The 17,867-nt window shown below is 64.6% G+C and carries 28 protein-coding genes and 1 pseudogene; 4 read left to right on the top strand and 25 right to left on the bottom strand.

The annotated features are described in order from the left end of the window. Positions 1-2 precede the first annotated feature (2 nt). Both AX767_RS00550 and AX767_RS00545 read right to left on the bottom strand, forming a co-directional pair. Entirely contained in the window at positions 3-878 is an 876-nt protein-coding gene (locus AX767_RS00550) for a CoA transferase (RefSeq protein WP_068627889.1), read from the bottom strand. Positions 879-922: 44 nt separating this feature from the next. Then, complete coding sequence (locus AX767_RS00545; protein ID WP_068633211.1) at positions 923-2,758, bottom strand: PhoX family protein; 1,836 nt, start codon at positions 2,756-2,758, stop codon at positions 923-925. A 71-nt stretch (positions 2,759-2,829) separates the two neighbouring features. Here AX767_RS00545 and AX767_RS00540 point away from each other — a divergent pair, with 71 nt between their 5' ends. Further along, entirely contained in the window at positions 2,830-3,660 is an 831-nt protein-coding gene (locus AX767_RS00540; protein ID WP_068627888.1) for a crotonase/enoyl-CoA hydratase family protein, read from the top strand. Here the strand turns inward: AX767_RS00540 and AX767_RS00535 are convergent, their stop codons facing one another. Then, positions 3,661-4,329, bottom strand: coding sequence for a nitroreductase (locus AX767_RS00535; RefSeq protein WP_068627887.1), 669 nt, complete (start codon positions 4,327-4,329; stop codon positions 3,661-3,663). 103 nt (positions 4,330-4,432) lie between these two features. Here AX767_RS00535 and AX767_RS00530 point away from each other — a divergent pair, with 103 nt between their 5' ends. From AX767_RS00530 to AX767_RS00520, 3 genes are all read left to right on the top strand, one after another. Further along, positions 4,433-5,479, top strand: a complete 1,047-nt coding sequence (locus AX767_RS00530; RefSeq protein WP_068627886.1) for an AMP-binding protein — start codon at positions 4,433-4,435, stop codon at positions 5,477-5,479. Then, on the top strand, positions 5,437-6,012 hold the full coding sequence (locus tag AX767_RS00525) for a class I adenylate-forming enzyme family protein (RefSeq protein WP_068627885.1): 576 nt from the start codon (positions 5,437-5,439) through the stop codon (positions 6,010-6,012). Before AX767_RS00530 ends, AX767_RS00525 begins: the two co-directional genes overlap by 43 nt. A 94-nt stretch (positions 6,013-6,106) precedes the next feature. Further along, the gene (locus tag AX767_RS00520) at positions 6,107-6,472 is read left to right on the top strand and encodes a response regulator (protein WP_068633209.1); all 366 of its coding nucleotides are present in this window, start codon (positions 6,107-6,109) and stop codon (positions 6,470-6,472) included. Positions 6,473-6,484: 12 nt separating this feature from the next. On the opposite strand, the gene AX767_RS22195 is transcribed toward AX767_RS00520, so the two are convergent. The 22 genes and pseudogenes from AX767_RS22195 to AX767_RS00435 all read right to left on the bottom strand — a co-directional run bounded on the left by AX767_RS22195 (position 6,485) and on the right by AX767_RS00435 (position 17,804). Continuing rightward, positions 6,485-6,673: a DUF1508 domain-containing protein gene (locus tag AX767_RS22195; RefSeq protein WP_082754709.1), complete on the bottom strand. Its 189-nt coding sequence runs from the start codon at positions 6,671-6,673 to the stop codon at positions 6,485-6,487. Between the two features lie 240 nt (positions 6,674-6,913). Then, complete coding sequence (locus tag AX767_RS21155) at positions 6,914-7,087, bottom strand: DUF1508 domain-containing protein (protein WP_156480910.1); 174 nt, start codon at positions 7,085-7,087, stop codon at positions 6,914-6,916. Between the two features lie 408 nt (positions 7,088-7,495). Further along, positions 7,496-7,777: a hypothetical protein gene (locus AX767_RS00515; RefSeq protein WP_068627884.1), complete on the bottom strand. Its 282-nt coding sequence runs from the start codon at positions 7,775-7,777 to the stop codon at positions 7,496-7,498. Beyond that, complete coding sequence (locus AX767_RS22045; protein WP_257721703.1) at positions 7,774-7,905, bottom strand: hypothetical protein; 132 nt, start codon at positions 7,903-7,905, stop codon at positions 7,774-7,776. The genes AX767_RS00515 and AX767_RS22045 overlap by 4 nt, the downstream gene beginning before the upstream one ends. Before the next feature lie 96 nt (positions 7,906-8,001). Then, positions 8,002-9,018, bottom strand: a complete 1,017-nt coding sequence (locus tag AX767_RS00510; protein WP_068627883.1) for a tyrosine-type recombinase/integrase — start codon at positions 9,016-9,018, stop codon at positions 8,002-8,004. After that, on the bottom strand, positions 9,015-9,239 hold the full coding sequence (locus AX767_RS00505; RefSeq protein WP_068627882.1) for a hypothetical protein: 225 nt from the start codon (positions 9,237-9,239) through the stop codon (positions 9,015-9,017). The genes AX767_RS00510 and AX767_RS00505 overlap by 4 nt, the downstream gene beginning before the upstream one ends. After that, positions 9,236-9,562 (bottom strand): hypothetical protein, encoded by a 327-nt coding sequence (locus AX767_RS00500; protein ID WP_068627881.1) that lies wholly within the window; start codon positions 9,560-9,562, stop codon positions 9,236-9,238. The genes AX767_RS00505 and AX767_RS00500 overlap by 4 nt, the downstream gene beginning before the upstream one ends. Before the next feature lie 318 nt (positions 9,563-9,880). Continuing rightward, positions 9,881-9,961, bottom strand: a pseudogene (locus tag AX767_RS22190) (hypothetical protein); the annotation flags it as partial. A gap of 41 nt (positions 9,962-10,002) precedes the next feature. After that, the gene (locus tag AX767_RS00495; protein ID WP_210392528.1) at positions 10,003-10,965 is read right to left on the bottom strand and encodes an RNA-guided endonuclease InsQ/TnpB family protein; all 963 of its coding nucleotides are present in this window, start codon (positions 10,963-10,965) and stop codon (positions 10,003-10,005) included. Next, entirely contained in the window at positions 10,962-11,255 is a 294-nt protein-coding gene (locus AX767_RS00490; RefSeq protein WP_068627880.1) for a hypothetical protein, read from the bottom strand. The genes AX767_RS00495 and AX767_RS00490 overlap by 4 nt, the downstream gene beginning before the upstream one ends. Further along, positions 11,252-11,692, bottom strand: coding sequence for a hypothetical protein (locus AX767_RS00485; protein WP_068627879.1), 441 nt, complete (start codon positions 11,690-11,692; stop codon positions 11,252-11,254). The genes AX767_RS00490 and AX767_RS00485 overlap by 4 nt, the downstream gene beginning before the upstream one ends. After that, positions 11,689-12,138: a hypothetical protein gene (locus AX767_RS00480; RefSeq protein WP_068627878.1), complete on the bottom strand. Its 450-nt coding sequence runs from the start codon at positions 12,136-12,138 to the stop codon at positions 11,689-11,691. Before AX767_RS00480 ends, AX767_RS00485 begins: the two co-directional genes overlap by 4 nt. Before the next feature lie 12 nt (positions 12,139-12,150). Further along, entirely contained in the window at positions 12,151-12,684 is a 534-nt protein-coding gene (locus AX767_RS00475; RefSeq protein ID WP_068627877.1) for a hypothetical protein, read from the bottom strand. Positions 12,685-12,757: 73 nt separating this feature from the next. Next, on the bottom strand, positions 12,758-13,441 hold the full coding sequence (locus tag AX767_RS00470) for a hypothetical protein (protein WP_068627876.1): 684 nt from the start codon (positions 13,439-13,441) through the stop codon (positions 12,758-12,760). Between the two features lie 60 nt (positions 13,442-13,501). Continuing rightward, positions 13,502-14,455 carry a recombinase RecT gene (locus AX767_RS00465; RefSeq protein ID WP_068627875.1) on the bottom strand — a complete coding sequence of 318 codons (954 nt, stop codon included), beginning with the start codon at positions 14,453-14,455 and terminating at the stop codon, positions 13,502-13,504. Between the two features lie 4 nt (positions 14,456-14,459). Beyond that, on the bottom strand, positions 14,460-15,311 hold the full coding sequence (locus AX767_RS00460) for a PD-(D/E)XK nuclease-like domain-containing protein (protein WP_082754697.1): 852 nt from the start codon (positions 15,309-15,311) through the stop codon (positions 14,460-14,462). Then, on the bottom strand, positions 15,308-15,592 hold the full coding sequence (locus tag AX767_RS00455; protein WP_068627874.1) for a hypothetical protein: 285 nt from the start codon (positions 15,590-15,592) through the stop codon (positions 15,308-15,310). Before AX767_RS00455 ends, AX767_RS00460 begins: the two co-directional genes overlap by 4 nt. Next, positions 15,589-15,780 (bottom strand): hypothetical protein, encoded by a 192-nt coding sequence (locus AX767_RS21150; protein ID WP_156480909.1) that lies wholly within the window; start codon positions 15,778-15,780, stop codon positions 15,589-15,591. The genes AX767_RS00455 and AX767_RS21150 overlap by 4 nt, the downstream gene beginning before the upstream one ends. Continuing rightward, a complete protein-coding gene (locus tag AX767_RS00450; RefSeq protein WP_068627873.1) occupies positions 15,777-15,980 on the bottom strand; it encodes a hypothetical protein in 204 nt (67 codons plus the stop codon). The genes AX767_RS21150 and AX767_RS00450 overlap by 4 nt, the downstream gene beginning before the upstream one ends. After that, positions 15,977-16,333, bottom strand: coding sequence for a hypothetical protein (locus AX767_RS00445; RefSeq protein WP_068627872.1), 357 nt, complete (start codon positions 16,331-16,333; stop codon positions 15,977-15,979). Before AX767_RS00445 ends, AX767_RS00450 begins: the two co-directional genes overlap by 4 nt. A gap of 159 nt (positions 16,334-16,492) precedes the next feature. Continuing rightward, the gene (locus AX767_RS00440; protein WP_068627871.1) at positions 16,493-17,131 is read right to left on the bottom strand and encodes a hypothetical protein; all 639 of its coding nucleotides are present in this window, start codon (positions 17,129-17,131) and stop codon (positions 16,493-16,495) included. A 187-nt stretch (positions 17,132-17,318) separates the two neighbouring features. Further along, positions 17,319-17,804 carry a helix-turn-helix domain-containing protein gene (locus AX767_RS00435; protein ID WP_068627870.1) on the bottom strand — a complete coding sequence of 162 codons (486 nt, stop codon included), beginning with the start codon at positions 17,802-17,804 and terminating at the stop codon, positions 17,319-17,321. Positions 17,805-17,867 lie beyond the last annotated feature (63 nt).

Below are 17,867 nucleotides of genomic sequence, written 5' to 3'. Positions count from 1 at the left end.
CGTCAGCCCGCCAACGTGTGCATCGGAATGTCCCTGGCGATGGCGAGCGCGTCGAGCTCGGCGCGCGTCTTCGAACCGAACCATGCCGTGATCTCGCTGTGCGTCTGTGCGGCCAGCATGTCGTGCGATGCCAGGCCGGCGGCTTCGCACAAGCGCGCCGCGAAGTGCGGCTCGAGTGCCGCCACGGCCACGCGTCCGTCCACGCAGGGGTACACGCGATAGCCTGCATGCGCGCCGCCGACCGAGCCTTCGGGGCGCGTCAGGCCCCACGCACGCGGCAAGGCCATCCATTGCGCGGCGGCATTGAGCGCGACTTCCAGGAAGACACCCTGCGCGGCACCTGAACGGCGGTGCAGCACCGCCTTCAGCACCGCCTCGCTTGCGAGCACGGCGCCGCCCATGTCGGCGTACAGCGTGGGCGGCAGGTCGGTGCCGGTGACGAGGCCGCTCTCGGCGAGGTAGGTGAGATCGTGGCCCGGCTCCTCGGCGCGCGCGCCGCTCGCACCCACGATCGCGACCTGCGACAGCGCCGGGTAGCGCGCATGCAGCGCCGTCCAGGTGAGGCCGAGCTTGTGAAGCGCGGAAGGGCGAAACGACGTCAGCAGCACATCGGTCGTGGCCAGCGCGGCATGCAGCTGCTGCTGTCCCGCCCCGGCTTTCAGGTCGACGGACTGCACCGTCACGCCGCCGTGCAACGCGTCGTAGGCGATGCGGTTGTAGTGGCCCATCGGGTCGCCCGTGGGCGGCTCCAGCTTGAGGCAGCGCGCGCCCATCGCGCGGCAACGCATCAGCGCGGCGGGACCCGGCAGGTTGAGCGCCAGGCTGAGCACGCGAACGCCCGCGAGCGGCAAGAAGGGGTCGGCGGAAGGGCTGGGCATGGTCGCGGGGTCTCCGGTTTCGAGGGATTCGTGGGTGCGCGCACTCAGGTGCCGACGATGCCACCGTCCTGTCGCTGCACGACGACGGTGGCGGAGCGCGGGCGGACCTTGCCGCGACCTGAAGTCTCCGGCCACGCGCTGCTGTAGAGCCCGTCGGCGCCGGTGCGCTGTTCGCCCGGGTGCTGGATGTTCACGAACAGCGAGCGCCGGTCGGGCGTGACCACGCAGCCGGTGATCTCGCAGCCGATCGGCCCGACCAGGAAGCGCGCGATGCGCCCGCTGGCCGGATCGGCGCACAGCATCTGGTTGTTGCAGCCGAGCTCGTCGACGTTGCCATCGGTCTGGATCCAGAGCAGGCCGCCCGCGTCGAAGTGCAGGCCGTCGGGTGAACCGAACACATCCGCTTTCGCACTCGGGTAGCGGGCGGCGACGGCGGGCACGGCCGGGTCGCCGGCCAGCGCGAAGTGGTCCCAGCGAAAGGTCGTGGCGGCGGCATCGTGGCCGTCTTCGCGCCAGCGCAGGATGCCGCCGAAACGGTTGTCCACCCGGGGGTTGGCGGCGTCCGGCGCCGGCTTGCCGGGCAGGCCGCGCTGGCTGTTGTTGGTGAGGGTGACGTAGACCTCGCCGGTTTGGGGGTGCACCGCGATCCACTCGGGCCGGTCCATCTTCGTGCCGCCGACGATGTCGCCCGCGCAGCGTGCATGGATCAGCACCTCCGCCGGCGTCGCGAAGCCGGCTGCGCCATCGATGCCGTTCTGGCCGTGCACGAGCGGCAACCAGCGCCCGGTGCCGTCGGCGTCGTAGCGCGCGACATGAAGCGTGCCTTCGTCGAGCAGCGTGCGGTTGGCCGCGCGGGCAGCGGCATCGGTCCCGGGGCGCACCTTGTCGCGGCTGACGAACTTGTAGATGTACTCGAAGCGCGCGTCGTCGCCCATGTAGACCGCGACCCGGCCGTCGGCGGTGAGCGTGCAGGTCGCGCTCTCCTGGTGCTTGCGGCCGAGCGCGGTGCGCTTGACGGGCGTAGCGGTCGGATCGAACGGGTCGATCTCCACCACCCAGCCGAAGCGGTTGGGTTCGTTCGGATGCTTCGTGATGTCGAAGCGCTCGTCGAAGCGCCAGTAGTCGACCCACTGCGAGCCGGGCACCGTGCCGTAGCGGCGTTGCATCTCGTCGACGCTCCCGGCCGCTTCCTTCGGACCACCGAAATAACCGTGGAAGTTCTCTTCGCAGGTCAGGTAGGTGCCCCACGGCGTGACGCCCATCGCGCAGTTGGCGAAGGTGCCGAAGACTTTGTCGCCGGCCGGGTTGGCGGCGGTGCGCATCCATGGCGTGCCGGCCGCCGGGCCCGCGATGCGCATGGCGGTGTTGCCATGGATGCGGCGTGCAAAAGAAGAGGGCAGCACCTGGCGCCAGCCCTCGGCGTGGCGCGCGATCTCGATCACCGAGACGCCCATCGCATGCAGCGACTTGGCGACCTTGTCGGCGGACCACTCGGTCACGCCGTCGGTGTGCAGGAAGCGCTCGTCGGTGTACTCGTGGTTCATGACCAGCAGGGCGCGGTCGCCGCCGTTGCCGAGCGGGAAGAAATGCATGCCGTCGTGGTGCATGCCCGCCTGCACCGCCTGGTCGGCGGCGCTGTTGGAGGCATCGGGCGCGAAGGCCGGCATGGCCGACGCGACGCCGGTGGGCGAGCCCCACGGGTAGAGCACGCGGGCCGTGTAGCCGGGCGGCACGGTCACGGTGTCGAGCAGGTTCATCGGCACCGATGCGAAACCGGGGAGGGCGGCCGCGCCGCTGCGTGGCTGGGCACAGCCGGCGCCCATCAGCGCGACGAGGGCGGCAGCGCCCGACTGGATGAAATGACGGCGGTCGAGAGTCATGTACGTGATCATCGCCGAGCCTTGCTGCGGGCGATACTCGCGCCCGATCAAGACCATCAAGGAGACACCTCATGAGCGAACGAATCGAATGGACGCGCCACCCCGACGGCGTGGTGCAACTGACCCTGGCCCGCGCCGACAAGATGAACGCGCTCGACCCGGCGATGTTCGACGCGCTGATTGCCGCTGGCGAATCGCTGCGCGACGACACGGGCGTGCGCGCCGTCGTCATCTCCGGTCGCGGCAAGGCGTTTTGCGCGGGGCTCGACATGCAGTCGTTCGAGCGCATGACGCAAAAGAGCAGCGGCGCCGATGTGCTGGGCGAAGGCGCTGCGGGTGCCGATCTGGTCAAGCGCACGCACGGCCTCTCGAACGCGGCGCAGCAGGTGGCGATGGTCTGGCGCGAAGTGCCGGCGCCGGTGATCGCCGCGGTGCACGGCGTGGCCTTCGGTGGCGGACTGCAGGTCGCACTGGGCGCGGACATCCGCATCGTCGCGCCCGACACGAAAATGTCGGTGATGGAAATCAAGTGGGGCCTGGTGCCCGACATGGCGGGCATGGTGCTGATGCGCGAGCTCGCCCGGACCGATGTGGTCCGCGAGCTGACCTACACGGGGCGCATCTTCTCGGGCGAGGAGGCCTTGCGCATCGGCTTTGCGACGAAGCTCTCGGCCGAACCGCTGGCGGACGCATTGCAGATGGCGCACGAGATCGCAGGCAAGAGCCCGCATGCGATCCGCGCCGGCAAGCGCCTGCTGAACGGGTCGTTGAGCGACAGTGCCGCTGATGTGCTCATGGCCGAGTCGGTCGAGCAGAAGGCGTTGATCGGCAGCGCCAACCAGGCGGAGGCGGTGCGCGCGAACATGGAAAAGCGCCCGGCGAAGTTCGAGCCTGCGGGCTAGTCACACGCCTCTGAACTGCGCCCACTCGTCGAGTGGCGCGCGGTCCGCGACCAACGCGTTCACCGCATGCGACGGGTCGCGAAACCCGATCGACATGCCGCTGAAAAGCATCCGACCGGCAGGCAGCGACAGGGCCTTGCCGACGACGTCGGGGTACGCGGCCCAGCATTCCTGTGCGCAACTGTCGAGCCCTTCTTCGCGCAGCAGCAGCATGACCGTTTGCAGGTACATGCCCAGATCGGCCCACTGCGGCGGACCCATCGCGCGATCCACCGAACAAAAGAGCGCCATCGGCGCGCCGAACAGTTCGTAATTGCGTGCGAACCAGCGCAGCCGCGCCGGCTTGTCGTCGCGCGGAATGCCGAGCCGCGCGTACATGTCTTCGCCGACCTTGAAGCGCCGGTCGCGCCAGGGCGACGGCAAGGTCTTCGGGTACACGTCGTACGCCCACGTCGGCTGCGCCCCGGACTGCAGGTGCTGCTGCATCGTGGCCTTGAGCGCATCGAGCGGCTCGCCGGCCATCACGTCGATGTGCCAGGGCTGGAGGTTGCCGCCAGACGGGGCCCGCGCGGCCGTCGCAACCACGCGCCGGATCACGTCGCCTGAAACAGGCGTGGACAGGAAGGCGCGGATCGAACGGCGGCTGGTGACGGCTTCTTGGACTTGCATGCTGGAAAGGCGCGGTGAATCGTTCCGGCATTCAACCAGAGCGGGATCCCCAGCGTGGGCGGTCGTCATCAGTCGCACGAATGCGTCCGGATGAATAGCCCGCATGAACCGCATTCCCGCGACGGCTTGGACACGGCACCATGCGTGCACGCCTCAGATCACAAGAACGCGGGCCATCGAGACGCTCACCGGCCCCGGCACACCGCTGGAACTTCACGACATCGCGGTGGGCGGCCGAACGGTCCGCATGTTCCGGCATGCGCCGCGGTCGCTGCGGGCGATGTGCGAGGCCGCGGTCAGCCCGCTTCCTTTCTTGGTCTACGAAGAAGAGCGCTTCACCTTCGCCGAGGCGTGGCAGTCCGCGTCGCGCATCGCGCATGTGCTGGTTCATGGGTGCGGCGTTCGGCCGGGCGACCGAATCGCGATCGCGAGGCGCAACTACCCGGAATGGATGCTGGCGTTCAGCGCCATCACATCGATCGGCGCGGTCGCGGTGGCCATCAACAGCCATTGGCAAAGCGACGAGCTGGCCTACGGTCCGAAGGACTGCGGTGCCACGGTGTTGCTGGCCGACCAGGAGCGCCTTGATCGCGTGGCGGAGGCGGCGCCGATACCGGGCCTGCAGCTGCTGGCGGTGCGAGCGACCCGGCTGCCATCGGGCGCGCGATCGCTCGAAGCGCTCATGGAAGCGCTCGGCGACGTGCCGATGCCGCCTGCCACCATCGCGCTGGACGACATCGCGATGATTCTCTACACCTCCGGCTCCAGCGGCCATCCCAAGGGTGTGCCTTCGAGTCATCGCAACGTGCTGGCGGCGCTGCTGCCATGGGAGCTCGATCGCAACATCGTTGCATTGACCAGTGGCGTGGCGCCGACAGACCCGACCGAGCAACCTGGCACGCTGCTGGCGGTGCCTTTGTTCCACGTGACCGGCCTCAATGCGTCCTATCTGTCGAGCTATCGGATGCAGAGTCGCGTGGTCAGCATGTACCGGTGGGACCCGGAGCTCGCGGCAGCGCTGATCGACCGCGAGCGGCTCACCTCTGTGGGCGGGCCGGCGGCCATCACCGGCGACCTGGTGCGAATCGCACAAACGGGCGCTACGACTTGGCCACGCTGTCGGGTCAGCGCTCGCTGCTGCTCGACATGAAGATCGTCGACGAATCGGGGGTCGCCTTGCCGGCCGGGCAGCGCGGGGAACTGTTGATCCGCGGCACGTCCGTGTTCTCCGGGTACTGGAAGCTGCCGAAGGTCGACGCCGCCTCGTTCGTCGACGGCTGGTTTCGCACCGGCGACGTGGCTTTCCTCGACGAGGAAGGTTGCCTCTTCATCGTCGACCGGCTCAAGGACCTGATCATTCGCGGCGGCGAGAACATCGGTTGCGGCCAGGGGGAGGCCGCGCTGCTGATGCACTCCGATGTGCAGGAAGCGTCGGTGTTCGCCGTGCCGGACGAGCGACTCGGGGAAGAGGTGGGCGCCACGGTCTACGCCAGCGCCACGCTCGACGTGGACGCGCTGCGCCGGTTTCTTTCGATGCACCTGGCGCGCTACGAGGTGCCGCGCTACATCGTCCTGTCGTCGCAGCCATTGCCCCGCACCCCGTCGGGCAAGATCTTGAGGCGCCAGATTCGCGAAGCAGCGCTGGCCGAACTCGGCGACATCGCGAAGCCTTCAGGGGTTTGAGCGGCCAGGCGCAGTTTGTCCGACAGGGCGAGGGGTCGAGCGCCGACCGCATTGCGGTTCATTCTCATTAGGGTGGTCTCCATTGGAGAAGCACATGGCGTTAATCACTTTTCTCGTCGAGGACAACAAGACCATCCGCGAACATTTGATACCGACCCTCGAAGACATGACCGATGCCCACGTGATCGGCACTGCAGAAACCGAGCAAGCCGCCGTTCACTGGCTCCAAAGTCATGACGGACATTGGGACCTCGCCATCATCGATCTGTTCCTGAAAGAGGGCTCGGGTTTGGGGGTGCTCAACGGCTGCAGGAACCGTCAGCCGCACCAGCGAGTAGTGGTCCTGACCAACTACGCGACGGAAGAAATGAGGGCGCAATCGTTCGCGTTGGGCGCCGATGCGGTGTTCGACAAGTCGACCGAGCTGGACGGACTTCTGGACTTTTGCCAGCGCAACTGAGCGACCGTTGGCTCAGACGAGGTTTCCGAGCAGGTCGAACACCAGCGATTTCGGTGCGGTGCTCTGCACTTTGAGTAACGCAGAGACAACCGCGGCCCGGTCGGGATACTGAACACTGGATTTTGCGACGACGACACCATCGGTTTCCCGTAGCTCCCAGTGCCACAAGCCGTCAACGGTTTTTAATACTACGAATCGCATCGCACCTCCCGGGCGGTACAAACTGTGCACTTTGCATCAGGCTTCGCTGGCAGATTTTGCAAGGCGATTCCTTCCGAGCGCATGAGATCCGGCGGATCGCTGGCGGTGCCAGTGGAGGTGCAGGGCTCTTTTTGGAATTGTCAATGAGTGTGCAAAATCCACAAGGATAGAGTTTCTATCCGCAGAGTGGCCTCGTGTTCGCCGGTCGCACCGCCCGCTCCTGCACGGATCCTCGAAACATCACTCGTTTTCAGGGCCGGTGGCGTCCTTCAGTCCGCGTTTGAAATCGTCGATCGCACGAAGCAACGCGACGTTGGTCTCGTATTCGGCCACGCTCGTTGCCACGATTTCAGTGCCATCGACCAGATTCCAGCGCCAGCACGTCTCGGAGTCCTTGATCACTTCAAATCGCATGTTCCAGCCTTCTGCATAGCAAGGGAGGCTACGTCGGGCGGAGTCTATCGAACCTGAGTGTTGACACCACCCAGTTTCTTTAAGTGACGCTCAAGGACTCAAGGGATTGGCCTGTCCGGAGGGGATCGAACCCCCGACAACCTGCTTAGAAGGCAGCCATACAAATCAATCCTGGCAAGCACTTAGGCCGTTTTCCTCTACAACTCATTGGCGCTTTGCCCGCTCTTTCTCCTACGTGCGGGAGAGATGAGTTAGAGGGATTTCGTGGACTCTTTTGCCTTGTCGATCTGCGCCGCGAGCCAGTCCGATCCCAACCGCTTGAGCTTCTCCCACCGAACATCATTCAGGCGCACAGAGCGCGGCTTTGTCTGGTCTTCGGGTGCGTTGGGCTTTCGCCCCTGGCCTCGGTCATTCATGGGTCGCATCCAGCGATTTTGCGCGAGCACCGCGCTTTGCTTGAATGCGCTCTGCCGCTTCCGCTCGGATGACCGGCCCAACCATCAACCCCAACTCATGCAGCCTGTCAGCCTCAAACTCCGTCAGCCAAGCTCTCGGGGCAATCTCGCTGTCTCCCGGCGCCATTGAGTAGGCGAGCAGGATGTGTCGCAGCGTAGGTCGGCCGGCATCCATCCGAGCCTGCGCGCGATCCCATATGCTCGAGATCGCCACAAGGATTTCATCCGAGGTCATGCGGCCAAAAAGGCTTCCGCCTCTTCCTTCTCTGCAAACACGCGGAGCACTTCGCCTGCTTCGTCCAAGATGCGGTAAACCGTTTCGCGCTTGCCGAGGAACTTGATGGTGAGCTTGTCGATGGTCATGGTCTGCTTTCGGTTGGTATGTGTTTATTGTAATACCGAAAACAAAGAGCGCAAGCTGTTTTTTGTACTACTTCAATCAATCCGACGAACGGTAGTTCACCGGGTGGCGCCCGTCTTTTTCGCCGTCTTGTGCCGCACATACGCGGAGGTCTGCGCCTCGGTGGCGTGCCCGCCCATCGTTCGGGCTGACCCCATTCCTTCAGCCCGGTCCTTATCCGTGAGCGCCTTGGCCCGCAAATCGTGGAAGTGGCAGTCAATGCCCGCCCGCTCCAGCGCACGGGTCCAGGCAATGCCCGCTCCGTGGTACTTGTACGGCTGGCCTTCCTGCGTCGTGATGACGAACTTGATGTTCCGCTTCTTCATGGCCTTCAGCCTGTCGATCACGGCCCGCAGCTTCGGAGACCACTCGATGAGCACGCGCGCTTTTGTGCTGTGCTGAACCTTCTTCGGCGTGAAGTCGATTCCCTCTGTGCCGATGGCTGACCATTCGAGCGTCAGCAGGTCGCCGATACGCTGGCCAGTCAGGTAGGCGAGATCGATCAAGGCGCAGATCACCGGGCCGGAGCGGGTCAGCTTCCCGTCCTTGCCGTACATGGCCGCGACCTTGATCCGCCGCAGCTCGCTGTCCGTGATGTACCGGCTGCGCGCGGGCGTCTTCATCGTCTTGATGCTGGCGGTCGGATTCGATCCGGGCTCCCGGAACCCCTTTTCCTCGGCGTACCGCATCAGCTCGCGCACGGCTGCCCGGTAGGCGTTGAACGTCCGTGGCGTCGTTTTGAACCGTTTGAGGAAATCGACCACATCGGGCGGCTTCACCTGGTTCGCGCGGAACTCGGCGAACGCCTCGGAGATTTCGCGGTTGCGGAACCTGTCGTCGGTCTGCGTCTTGGCGCTGTGGCTCACCGCCACCTCGAGCATCCAGTCGGCGCACAGCTTCGGCATCATGTCGTCCAGCGCCTTGTCTGCGGTCAGTGCCGCCAGCGCCGTGTACATGGCCGGCAGCCCCTCCCGCTCCCGGCACAGCTTCGTCCAGATCCGCTTTGTGCCAAGCGAGGCGACATGCCAGTAGGAGCCGTCCTTGAGGTAGACCCGAGGGGGCAGGGTGCGTCTCATGTGGCCCTCAGACGTGGCGGGCGAACGCGGGGCTCGTTGGCGGGCTTGCTGGCGCCTGCGCAGACGGCGTCGTAGTGCGGGCGCTCCAAGATCACGGACCCGTCAGACGGAGAGCGGCGTGCCCGGTAGAAGCCCTGGCGCAACAGTTCGCGCAGTTGTTCGGTGGGCCTGTTGTAGCCCGTCAGGCTGAGCAGCTCTTCGGGGTTGAGAATCGCGGTCACGGCTTCTGTCCTCCTAGTGTCAGCCGAGCAGCGTCGAGAGCGTCAACGAAGTAGCCATCGCCATCCCATGCCTCGTAGACCGCCCGCCAGTTCATGCGCCCGGTGCCATCGTCCTTGATGGCATAGCGCCAGCGCTCTGCATCCACCTTATCTGCATCCCCTTGGGGTGGAGGGAGGTTGGCGCGGGCAGCCTGCCAAGCGGCCCATGCGAGATTGGCTACAGGGTCGATATAGCCGCCAATCGAATTCCGGGCAGGCTTGCCATTCCACCAAGCCTCGAACGCAGCCCGTTCGTCCATTGTCTCTGGGGTGTTGGCGGTCATGGCTTGGCCTTGTTGCGAAGTTCAAACTTGAGGCGCAGCCACCATTGGCGAGCGGTGCCCCTCGCAGAAACTGGCGACCCAATGCTTCGGCGATAGAGCCAATACCGATACTCGGAATTCGCGCGTCGGATGCTTTCAATGAGGCTCATGGCTTAGTCCCTGTGGGATGCGGGGGAAGGGAGGCAAGGGCGCAATCCACGCAAACCGATGTCGTTAGCCAAACGCCATGCTTGCATCTGCCCGACTCGCTCTCGGTAGGCGCAGCAGTAGCTTGATTGCTCCCCTCGCCAAAGCGCTGGAGATCTTGCGATTCCGCGCTCATGCTGGGGCTCCTACTTCTAGCGTGTGCAATCCCACACGGGCGATATTTTTCGCGGCATTCGTATCGCGGTCGTGATCGACCCCGCACGAACAACGCCATCGCCTTACGCCAAGCCCGCTTAAGCCTGCCGGCCCTCAATGCTTCCGCACTGAGAACACGCTTGGGTTGAATACGCTTCGTTCACTTCCTTGAAGATGACGCCCGCCTGAATGGCTTTGTACTCCAGCATCATCTTGACCATGGCCCATCCCGCGTCGTGCGTGGACTTCGCCATCTTGGTTTTGACCAGCTTTGCGCTGCTCACGTCGCCCACGAAAATGGCGGCGTTTTCTTTCACCAGCGCAGTACTGAACTTGTGCAGCCCGTCCTTGCGCTGGTTCTTGATCTTGGCGTGGATCGTTTTGACTTGGCGCTTCTTGTTGGCACGCTGCGCAACCGCCAGCTTTGCTTCCGAGGCGCGGTACAGACGGCCGACGAACGTTGCGCCCGTCGATGTAGTGATGGCCGTTTTCAATCCAAGATCGATGCCAACAGCAGCCGTTCCGGGCGATGCAATCACATCCACTTCGACGGCAACATTGAAGTACCAGCGGCCTCGCGAGTCCTCAGAGAAAGAGCCCGCACGCAGTTCGTAGTTACCCAGGCCGTAGCTGTCCCAAAGGTTGAACATGACGCCGCCGAACTGTATTTGGCCGGCCTTGTATTTGACCTGTGCGCCCCTGAATGGCACCCAACCGAGAGAGTATTTCGGCGATTTGCGGTTTGAGACTCGCCAGTTGAGCCGCCGCTTCTTGAATTTCCTTCGGCGGGTGGCGTACTCAGCGCACACGATGTCCACCGTGCCGCTGCCCACATGCACGCCATCGCACTTACTGAACCCCGACGTGAGCTTCTGGAGGTCGTACCCGCCCAACCATTGGTTGCGGTCACAGAGAGCCTTCAAACCCGTCTCAGCTGCGAAGTTCCAGACCTGGTTAACTTCGCGCGCCATCCTGCCGAGCAGCGCGGCATGCTTATCCTTTACCCGCAGCCGCAGAGTCTTGATGTGCTTCACCGCTTGATTCTCACCGTTCTTCATCATTGCGGCTCCCCTGTGGGTGGAGTGGCGAGGGCTGCGAGTGCATCGAGCACGTCGTCTATGTTCTCGCGCGAGGTGCGTGCCCGTGCCTTGTCGGTCAGCGCGCCATAGATCAACGTGCCGTTGCTCGGCTGTGTCGCCCCGGATGCGAGGGCGGCGGCGAATTGCAGCAGCGTGTCCTTGTTGAACGTGTAGGTGTCGCTGTGGTGCGGGTCGCTGCTTTTCTTGTAGCGCCATGCAATCCGATGCGCGAGGGCTTCAACGGCATTCGGGAGGGTGGGGGTGCCGCTCATTTCGTCTCCTTGGTGGCTGCGAGGATGGCCCGAAACGTCTTGCCTTCGTCGTCACTAATCCAACCCATCTCGATGGCGCCTTTAACCATCTGGGTAAAAGCACGGGAGTCCGCATCACTCAGCCCTTGCGCAGTGCTCGGGGCGGCGGCAATCTCTTTGCGATGAAAGCAGTGGCAGTCGTCTTCGCTCAAGCCATCCATTAATCGGCCGCACACAAAACATTCGGCATACGTCGGCTCCCCCGGTTCCGCTGCTGATGGTGCTGGGTGCAGGGAGAGGGCGCACAGTCGGCCGTATTCGCGCATCTGGTCGGCGGAAAAGAAGTCGCCGCGAACGAAGTAGCGCCTGTCTGTGGCGGTGACATCGCCGAACGTATCGACACAAATGTCCGGCTTCGGCAACTCAGGCAGGCTGTCTTTGACCGGCGATGTGTTCATTGGGTGCTCCCTGCTTCAAGTGCAAAACTGCGGCGAGTCTTCCGAAACACCTCTGGCTTAGGTTTGACAGGCATGGATCGAGGGAGAGAGGCTGCAATCAGGCGATTCCAGTTCGCTCGCGTGTTGTCGATCACCGGCCCCGGGGTGTCGTAAAAGCGAGCCGCCACACCAAAGCCGTTGCGGAAATGAGGCTCAGGCGACAGCAGCGGCTCGATCGCTTCTGCTGGCACGGCAATGCAGTCCAGCCCGTCATTGAGGCTCACTGCCTCACCGAAGCAGTAGCGACCAAAACGCGGCAAGGCCAACGCATAGCCTCGGTGGTTCGACGCCCAAAAGGTGATGTGTTCGTGGCCCTTGCTGGTGTGCTTGAGGCTCGCGATGAAATAGCTCGGCGCAGTGCCAATGCCTTCTTCTTTTTGCGGCTCGGAGGGGATGGTGGGGGTCATTTGAAGGGCCTTTCAGCCGCCGGCCTGCCACGGCATGGGCGAGCGCGCTGCGGTGGGCGCGACGGTGAAGCCTTCGGCGATCCGCGCCGACTCGAGCAGGCGCTGGCACTTGGCGGGCGATGCCTTTGCAATGGCCGGCACTGCGCACGCGCGGCGCGCCTTGTCTTCGTCGGTGAACTGGCCGGGCACCATCGCCATCGTGTTGATGTCGCGCGGGGCTTCGCAGCCTGGGTCCATGTCGCCAGCGAGCGCGACAGCACCGCCGACACCAGCGACCTGCAGCGTGGCGCCAGAGCCCGGCTTCGCGCAGCCGTAGCCCTGCACGCCGAACGCGGGAGCGGCGCTCATCGCCTGGTTCGTGTGGATGTTGTTGTCGAGCGTGGCCGCGGTGATCGGCGAGTTCGGCAGGGTGTTCACAGTCAGCGCGCCGGGCGAGATCACGGCATTGGCCGCCGCGTCTTGGCGAAGGCCGTTCGTGTTGCCGAGGGTCTGCGAGATCGCAGGGATTGCCAGGAAGGCCGATAGGATTACGATTGCGGTTTTCATGGGTGAGTGCTCGTGAAAAGTTGAGAGGCAAAGGCGGGCGGTTCTGTTGACGCAGGGCCGCCCGTTCTTTCGTTTACTGGCCGGCCGGGTCGCTGAAGCTGCCCGCGGCGTGTGCGATGCCGTCAGCGGTCGCGCCGCGCACTGCTGCGGTCTGGCCAGCTGGTGCGCCACCTGGGAAGGTCACGGCGCCAGCGCCCACGTCAGCGGTGGCGTACTTGGAATCGAACACGCCGCCCACGATCTGCGAACCGCCTGGGATGCCCGTCGAGCCGACGTAGCCATTCACCGCAAAGCCGGCCGTCGCAGAGCCGCCGAAAAAACCGTCCTGCGCCGTGCCTGCGATGACCGCGCCGCCGCTGGTGCTGGTCGCGTCGCCGTTCATGGCGAGCGCCTGGTGCGGGGTGTTGAAGCTGGTCCAGCCGTCGACGTGGGCCGCCGCGTTGCCGATCGAGGACGCGCTGCCGACGCCGGCACCGGTCACGGTGTTGTAGGCCACGCCGGTGACGCTGGTCGATGTGTTGCCGGTCAGGGCTTGCTGCTGGCCGCTGTAGCCCGGCAGGCCCAGCGTGCTCACGGTGGCGTGCGCGATGCTGGACGCGTCACCCTTGGCGACGCTGTAGCTGCTGCCGGCGCCATTGACCGCGGCCACGGCGTGCACCGTGTTGCTGATGCTGCCCTGGTTGATGGCGTGGTAGCTCTGTGCGGATGCGATGCCCGATGCGGCCAGGATGGCCAAGGCAAAAAGGTGCTTTTTCATGAGTGCTTTCTGAGAGTTGAGGAAAGTGCGGCGGACAACGGCCCCGCCGCGGTGGCCGAATCAGGTGGCGTCCTCGGCCAGCTTCACGAGCTCGTCGAACTGGTCTTTCGGGAGGTGGCGCGCGGCGTCGATCACGAGGTCGGATTCGTCGCGGTTCTTGCTGGCCTTGAGGCGGTCGACCAGCTGGGCGTAAGTCGGGCCGGTCTGCGTCACATCAGCGGCGGCCGGCGGTGCGGCGGGGGCGGCCACCTCGCCGGTCTCGCGGTCGATGGGATCGGAGACGGTCACGAAGTCGCCTTCGATCACGGTGCCGCGGCCTTCTTCCGATGCGTGCGAGACAGTCATCGCGTTCGAAAGCTCGATGCTGGCCGGCATGTACTTCAGCACCTGCAGCAGCGCCACCTTGCGGGCGTACATCTCGAAGTTCGACTCGCTCGCCTTCGCGTAGTGGCGATCGCCGACCTTGTTGAACTGCTTCAGGTGCTTCTCTACCTTGCCGCGCGACCAGACCTCGATCACCGGCATCTGCGCATCCTTCACGCGGCCGATCGCATAGATGTGCGAGAACTTGCCCTCGCCGTCGGCGGGCTTGTGGCGGCAGAAGGGCGCATCGCCGAGCTGGTATTCGAACTCGTCGCCCTCGAACACCACACCAGTCCAGACCGTGGCGCGGCCGCTGCGCGACACGAGGTCGACGAGACCCTTCCAACCCGGCACGAAGGTGCAAGTGTTCTTGTAGGGGATCAGGTAGCCCTGGCCGCCGATGCCGGGCTCAAGGCCCAGCTGCGCCGCGGTCATGATGCAGCCGGCGATGCTCTGCGGCGTGCACTGCTGCAGCGCCGGCGTGGTGCTGAATGCGGTGAGCGCGAGCCGCGCCATGCGGTCGGCGTTCATGTGCTTCGGCAGCGCCATCGCCAGCTGCGGCTTGAGCTTGTCGAGGAACCCGGAGAAAGCGGCGACAGGGTTTTGCGGCTTCTTGCCCGCGGCGATGTCGGTCATGCTGGTGGAGGCCATGCGGCTATTCCTTTTCTTGGTTGAGCGCCCAAGCGGGCAGGGAAACGAGTTCGATCGCCGACGAATAGCCGGGCCACGTGTCGGTGCGCCGGCACTCGGCGTAGGTGGTCAGGTTCCGGCGGTACGCGGCGCGGCCGACCGCGCGGCTGGCGTCGTCCAACATCAGCGCGCAAGACGCGTAGGGCCACGTGGACTCCACCGCGATGAAGACGAACGCGAGCACCTCGGAGCCGGATGCGGCCGCGTAGCCGTCGCTGTAGAAGGCGTCCTGCACCTGGTAGCGCTTGCGGGCAATCTGGCGCGCAAACTCGGCCGGACTGGCGTCGCCGCAGGTCTTGAGGTCGCACAGGATCACGCCCGACTCGCTGGCGGTATGCGTCCAGTCAGGCCGGCAGCGACACAGCTCGCCGGTCGCTTCGTCGATCCAGAAGGCAGAGGCTTCTGCGTGGCCGCGGTCGAGCGCTTGGCGCACCTCAGGCAGCTTGCGCACGCTGTCCGCCTGCCGCATCGCCTGGTCGTACTGGTCGGGCTGGATTGCGATGTGCGACGGATTCGCTTCGACGAACTCTTTCCACGCCTTCGTGTTGCGGTTCAGGGCCGGGCCCACGATGTAGCGATCGGCGAAAGCTGCTGGTTCGAGCACGGCGCAGTGCGCGAGTGACCCTTCAAGCTGGCCCGACTTCGTTTCGCGCGCCGGCCGCGCCGGGTCCAAGTGCAGCGCGTGGTAGATCGCTGGGCTACGCGCGATGTCGTCCAGGCCGGTCTTGCTGATGCCGGGCCCGCCGTGATACGCATCGATGTCGAGATCGAAGCGCAGGCCGGTCGACAGCAGCTCAGGTGCTGTGATCGCGTTCACAGCATGAACACCAGTGCAGCCACACCGAAGCACGCCACCGGCACGCCAACCCAGATCGCGACGCGCTGCCAAGTCGAAGCCACGGGCTCAGTTGCACGCAGGCTTTGCATGAGGCGTTCGGTGATCTGGTCGGCCGTCTCCGGCATCGTGATCGGTCGCGCCTTCTTGACCGGCTCAGCGAAAGTGAAGTCGGGAGCAACTCGGCCGGCGCGCACTCGGCGGGAGTGGCGTGCGTCGTCCAAATTGATGGGCGAGTGGAATGCGGTGTCTTGGGCGTTCATGTGAACCTCAGTTGAAGCGGCAGAAAATGGGGAGGGCGATCACCAGCACGAGGCACGCGGACCAGAATCCGTTCGTGCAGTGGCGCGCGGCGCTTGAAGCCTTCGATCGCGCAGGCGTCGCGGCAGACTTGCCGGCTGGTGCGCTGGTCGCGGGTGAACGTGAGTGGGGTGGTGAGGAAGTCGTTCATGACGTCGCTTCCTGCACTGGGACGGTGATCCCTTGCAATGCGCACGCCGTGTAGAAGCTCAGCGCGCCACTTGCCTTTGCGAGCCGCTGGGTCAGCGAGCCTTCGTAGGCGGCGAAATCGATCGGTTGTGCGTTGCTGGCTTCCAGCAGCAGGGCCTGCGCCTCGAGCAGATTGGCGAGGGGGATGGGGATCGCGCTCATGCCTCACTCCGCTCTTCAAGCGCCGCCGTTTCGATGCGCGTGACCTGCTCTTCCGACAGCAGCGGCAGGATGTCGACGCCCTTGAGGTAAGCAGCGCCCAGGCAGATGCTTTCAGGGCAGCCGGGGTAGGGCGCATCGCCGTAGGGCTGAGCCTCTTCGGCCGCTTCGTACTCGAGGTGGCAGACGACCGGCTCGTCGATGTCGGTGTGCCACTCGAAAGTGAACATGCCGCGTGGGCAGGCTGGTGCGCGGTCCAGCTCAGCGAGTACAGCGCGAGCTTGGTTCCCACGGCTGTTCAGATTGGCCGTGGCCTGCTTGAAGCAGTTCAGTTCGGCGAGGTTGGGGGCGAACATCTGTGGGCTCCATCGGTTGGTGTCGATGGATGAATATTAGTCCTACTGTTTGTTGATGTCAACAGTCGGGCTTATAAAGATTTCACAGTCGGAAAAGAAAAAGCCCGCGCGCGGCGGGCAGTGGGTCGGTAGCGATGCGCGAATGCCGCGAGCGATGCGCTAATACGTGGTGCAGTTCAGCTGATTGCCGAAGCGGCTGCAGTTCGTCGTAGTCGCGCGCCGTTGCTGCTGGATCAGCTGCTGCGTCTGCGCGTTCTGAAGCGCCTGGCCAAATGCCGCACTACGGTTCGCCTGCTCTTGTGCCGATGCTTGTCGCTGCTGCTGCTCGACATCCGACATTCGCGCCCGAGCAGCGCTTCCGATCTCGACTCGGCGCGCGTTGTACTCGCCGTATGTAAGGTCGCCTGCGTACAGCTTGCCCACGAGGATCGACATGCTCGCGCCGCCCTGTTCCATCGTCTGCGCGATCTGCTGCGTCATGTTCTGGCGGCGATAGTCGCTGCCCGACGCAATGCAGCTCTCACGCGCATTCGCGTAGGCGCCCAGGGCCTGCTTTTCTGTTGCGTTGGGGTAGGTGCGATCCGCCAGCATTTCAACGGTGGGTGCGCCCTGTCGTCCGATGCCCATCTTTTCGCCCAATCGGCCAACGATGAAAGGGTCGCCATTCAGCCGCGCCATGCAGCTGGACGTCGGATCGGAAGCAACGACGTCACCGGCCGACTGGCGCGCAAATGGGCCGGGCGTCACGCATCCACTGAGCAGGGCCGCGGCGGCGATCAGCAACAGGTTTTTTTTCACTTTTTGGTCCTTCAGCGCTCTCGCGCGTGCCCGCAGTTGTCGGGCAATGCTCCCCAGGCTGAATGTTCGCTGACTCTGGCGCACCAGTACGTGCAGTTTTTCACGCAGACGCCACGGACCCACCCTATAGCGTCGCAAATATGCGCCGGTGTTTGTTTTTTCAGCACGTAGATTAGAGCGGGGGCGTTCAAGCGGACCTGCGCTTTCCGAGAGGGGCCCGCTCGATGTTGATCTTGAGCTGGGCCGCAGCCAAGAGAATTGCCGTCTCGAGCCTAAGCGCGCTTTCATCATCGAGTGAGCGCATCCGCTGTTCGTCCAGCCGGGTGAACGGCCATTGCGCGGCGCGCACGCGCGGGATCTGCTGCAGGGGAGAGGGCTTCAGGCGGTCGACCTGCTGAGCAAACCCGCGAATTTCTTCGTCGATCGTCTCGCTGAAGTCGGCGACGTGGCACCCGATCAAGCCAGCGAACTTTGCCGCGGCCTCTGGGTTCAGTGGGATCTTCCCGTTCAGGTACTGGTTGAGGGCGCTTTGTCCGAAGACCAGCTGATCGCCTGCGTAGTCCTGCGACCAAGCCTCACCGCGGTCTGCACGTTGGCGCTGCCAAGCCTTGAAGAGTGCTTTGAGGCGATCGGCATCCGCCTGCTGCTCGGCGGTCAGTTTTTTTGCGGGCATGGCTGGAGGCTATTAGCGCGGCTCATGTGTCGCAAACAGTCCGACTGTTGACTTCATAAAACA

Source organism: Variovorax sp. PAMC 28711 (genome assembly GCF_001577265.1).
Classification (GTDB): domain Bacteria; phylum Pseudomonadota; class Gammaproteobacteria; order Burkholderiales; family Burkholderiaceae_C; genus Variovorax.
This window is presented reverse-complemented; position numbering and strand designations above follow the sequence as displayed.

Coding starts and splice junctions, on each gene's coding strand:
- AX767_RS00515 (WP_068627884.1), bottom strand. CDS start 7,777: ATGACCTCGGATGAAATCCTTGTGGCGATCTCGAGCATATGGGATCGC.
- AX767_RS00535 (WP_068627887.1), bottom strand. CDS start 4,329: ATGCAAGTCCAAGAAGCCGTCACCAGCCGCCGTTCGATCCGCGCCTTC.
- AX767_RS00545 (WP_068633211.1), bottom strand. CDS start 2,758: ATGACTCTCGACCGCCGTCATTTCATCCAGTCGGGCGCTGCCGCCCTC.
- AX767_RS21150 (WP_156480909.1), bottom strand. CDS start 15,780: ATGAACGACTTCCTCACCACCCCACTCACGTTCACCCGCGACCAGCGC.
- AX767_RS00445 (WP_068627872.1), bottom strand. CDS start 16,333: ATGTTCGCCCCCAACCTCGCCGAACTGAACTGCTTCAAGCAGGCCACG.
- AX767_RS00435 (WP_068627870.1), bottom strand. CDS start 17,804: ATGCCCGCAAAAAAACTGACCGCCGAGCAGCAGGCGGATGCCGATCGC.
- AX767_RS00475 (WP_068627877.1), bottom strand. CDS start 12,684: ATGAAAACCGCAATCGTAATCCTATCGGCCTTCCTGGCAATCCCTGCG.
- AX767_RS00490 (WP_068627880.1), bottom strand. CDS start 11,255: ATGAGCGGCACCCCCACCCTCCCGAATGCCGTTGAAGCCCTCGCGCAT.
- AX767_RS00540 (WP_068627888.1), top strand. CDS start 2,830: ATGAGCGAACGAATCGAATGGACGCGCCACCCCGACGGCGTGGTGCAA.
- AX767_RS00520 (WP_068633209.1), top strand. CDS start 6,107: ATGGCGTTAATCACTTTTCTCGTCGAGGACAACAAGACCATCCGCGAA.
- AX767_RS00480 (WP_068627878.1), bottom strand. CDS start 12,138: ATGACCCCCACCATCCCCTCCGAGCCGCAAAAAGAAGAAGGCATTGGC.
- AX767_RS00465 (WP_068627875.1), bottom strand. CDS start 14,455: ATGGCCTCCACCAGCATGACCGACATCGCCGCGGGCAAGAAGCCGCAA.
- AX767_RS00530 (WP_068627886.1), top strand. CDS start 4,433: ATGAACCGCATTCCCGCGACGGCTTGGACACGGCACCATGCGTGCACG.
- AX767_RS00450 (WP_068627873.1), bottom strand. CDS start 15,980: ATGAGCGCGATCCCCATCCCCCTCGCCAATCTGCTCGAGGCGCAGGCC.
- AX767_RS00510 (WP_068627883.1), bottom strand. CDS start 9,018: ATGAGACGCACCCTGCCCCCTCGGGTCTACCTCAAGGACGGCTCCTAC.
- AX767_RS00500 (WP_068627881.1), bottom strand. CDS start 9,562: ATGACCGCCAACACCCCAGAGACAATGGACGAACGGGCTGCGTTCGAG.
- AX767_RS00550 (WP_068627889.1), bottom strand. CDS start 878: ATGCCCAGCCCTTCCGCCGACCCCTTCTTGCCGCTCGCGGGCGTTCGC.
- AX767_RS00455 (WP_068627874.1), bottom strand. CDS start 15,592: ATGAACGCCCAAGACACCGCATTCCACTCGCCCATCAATTTGGACGAC.
- AX767_RS00485 (WP_068627879.1), bottom strand. CDS start 11,692: ATGAACACATCGCCGGTCAAAGACAGCCTGCCTGAGTTGCCGAAGCCG.
- AX767_RS21155 (WP_156480910.1), bottom strand. CDS start 7,087: ATGCGATTTGAAGTGATCAAGGACTCCGAGACGTGCTGGCGCTGGAAT.
- AX767_RS22195 (WP_082754709.1), bottom strand. CDS start 6,673: ATGCGATTCGTAGTATTAAAAACCGTTGACGGCTTGTGGCACTGGGAG.
- AX767_RS00495 (WP_210392528.1), bottom strand. CDS start 10,965: ATGATGAAGAACGGTGAGAATCAAGCGGTGAAGCACATCAAGACTCTG.
- AX767_RS22045 (WP_257721703.1), bottom strand. CDS start 7,905: ATGACCATCGACAAGCTCACCATCAAGTTCCTCGGCAAGCGCGAAACG.
- AX767_RS00470 (WP_068627876.1), bottom strand. CDS start 13,441: ATGAAAAAGCACCTTTTTGCCTTGGCCATCCTGGCCGCATCGGGCATC.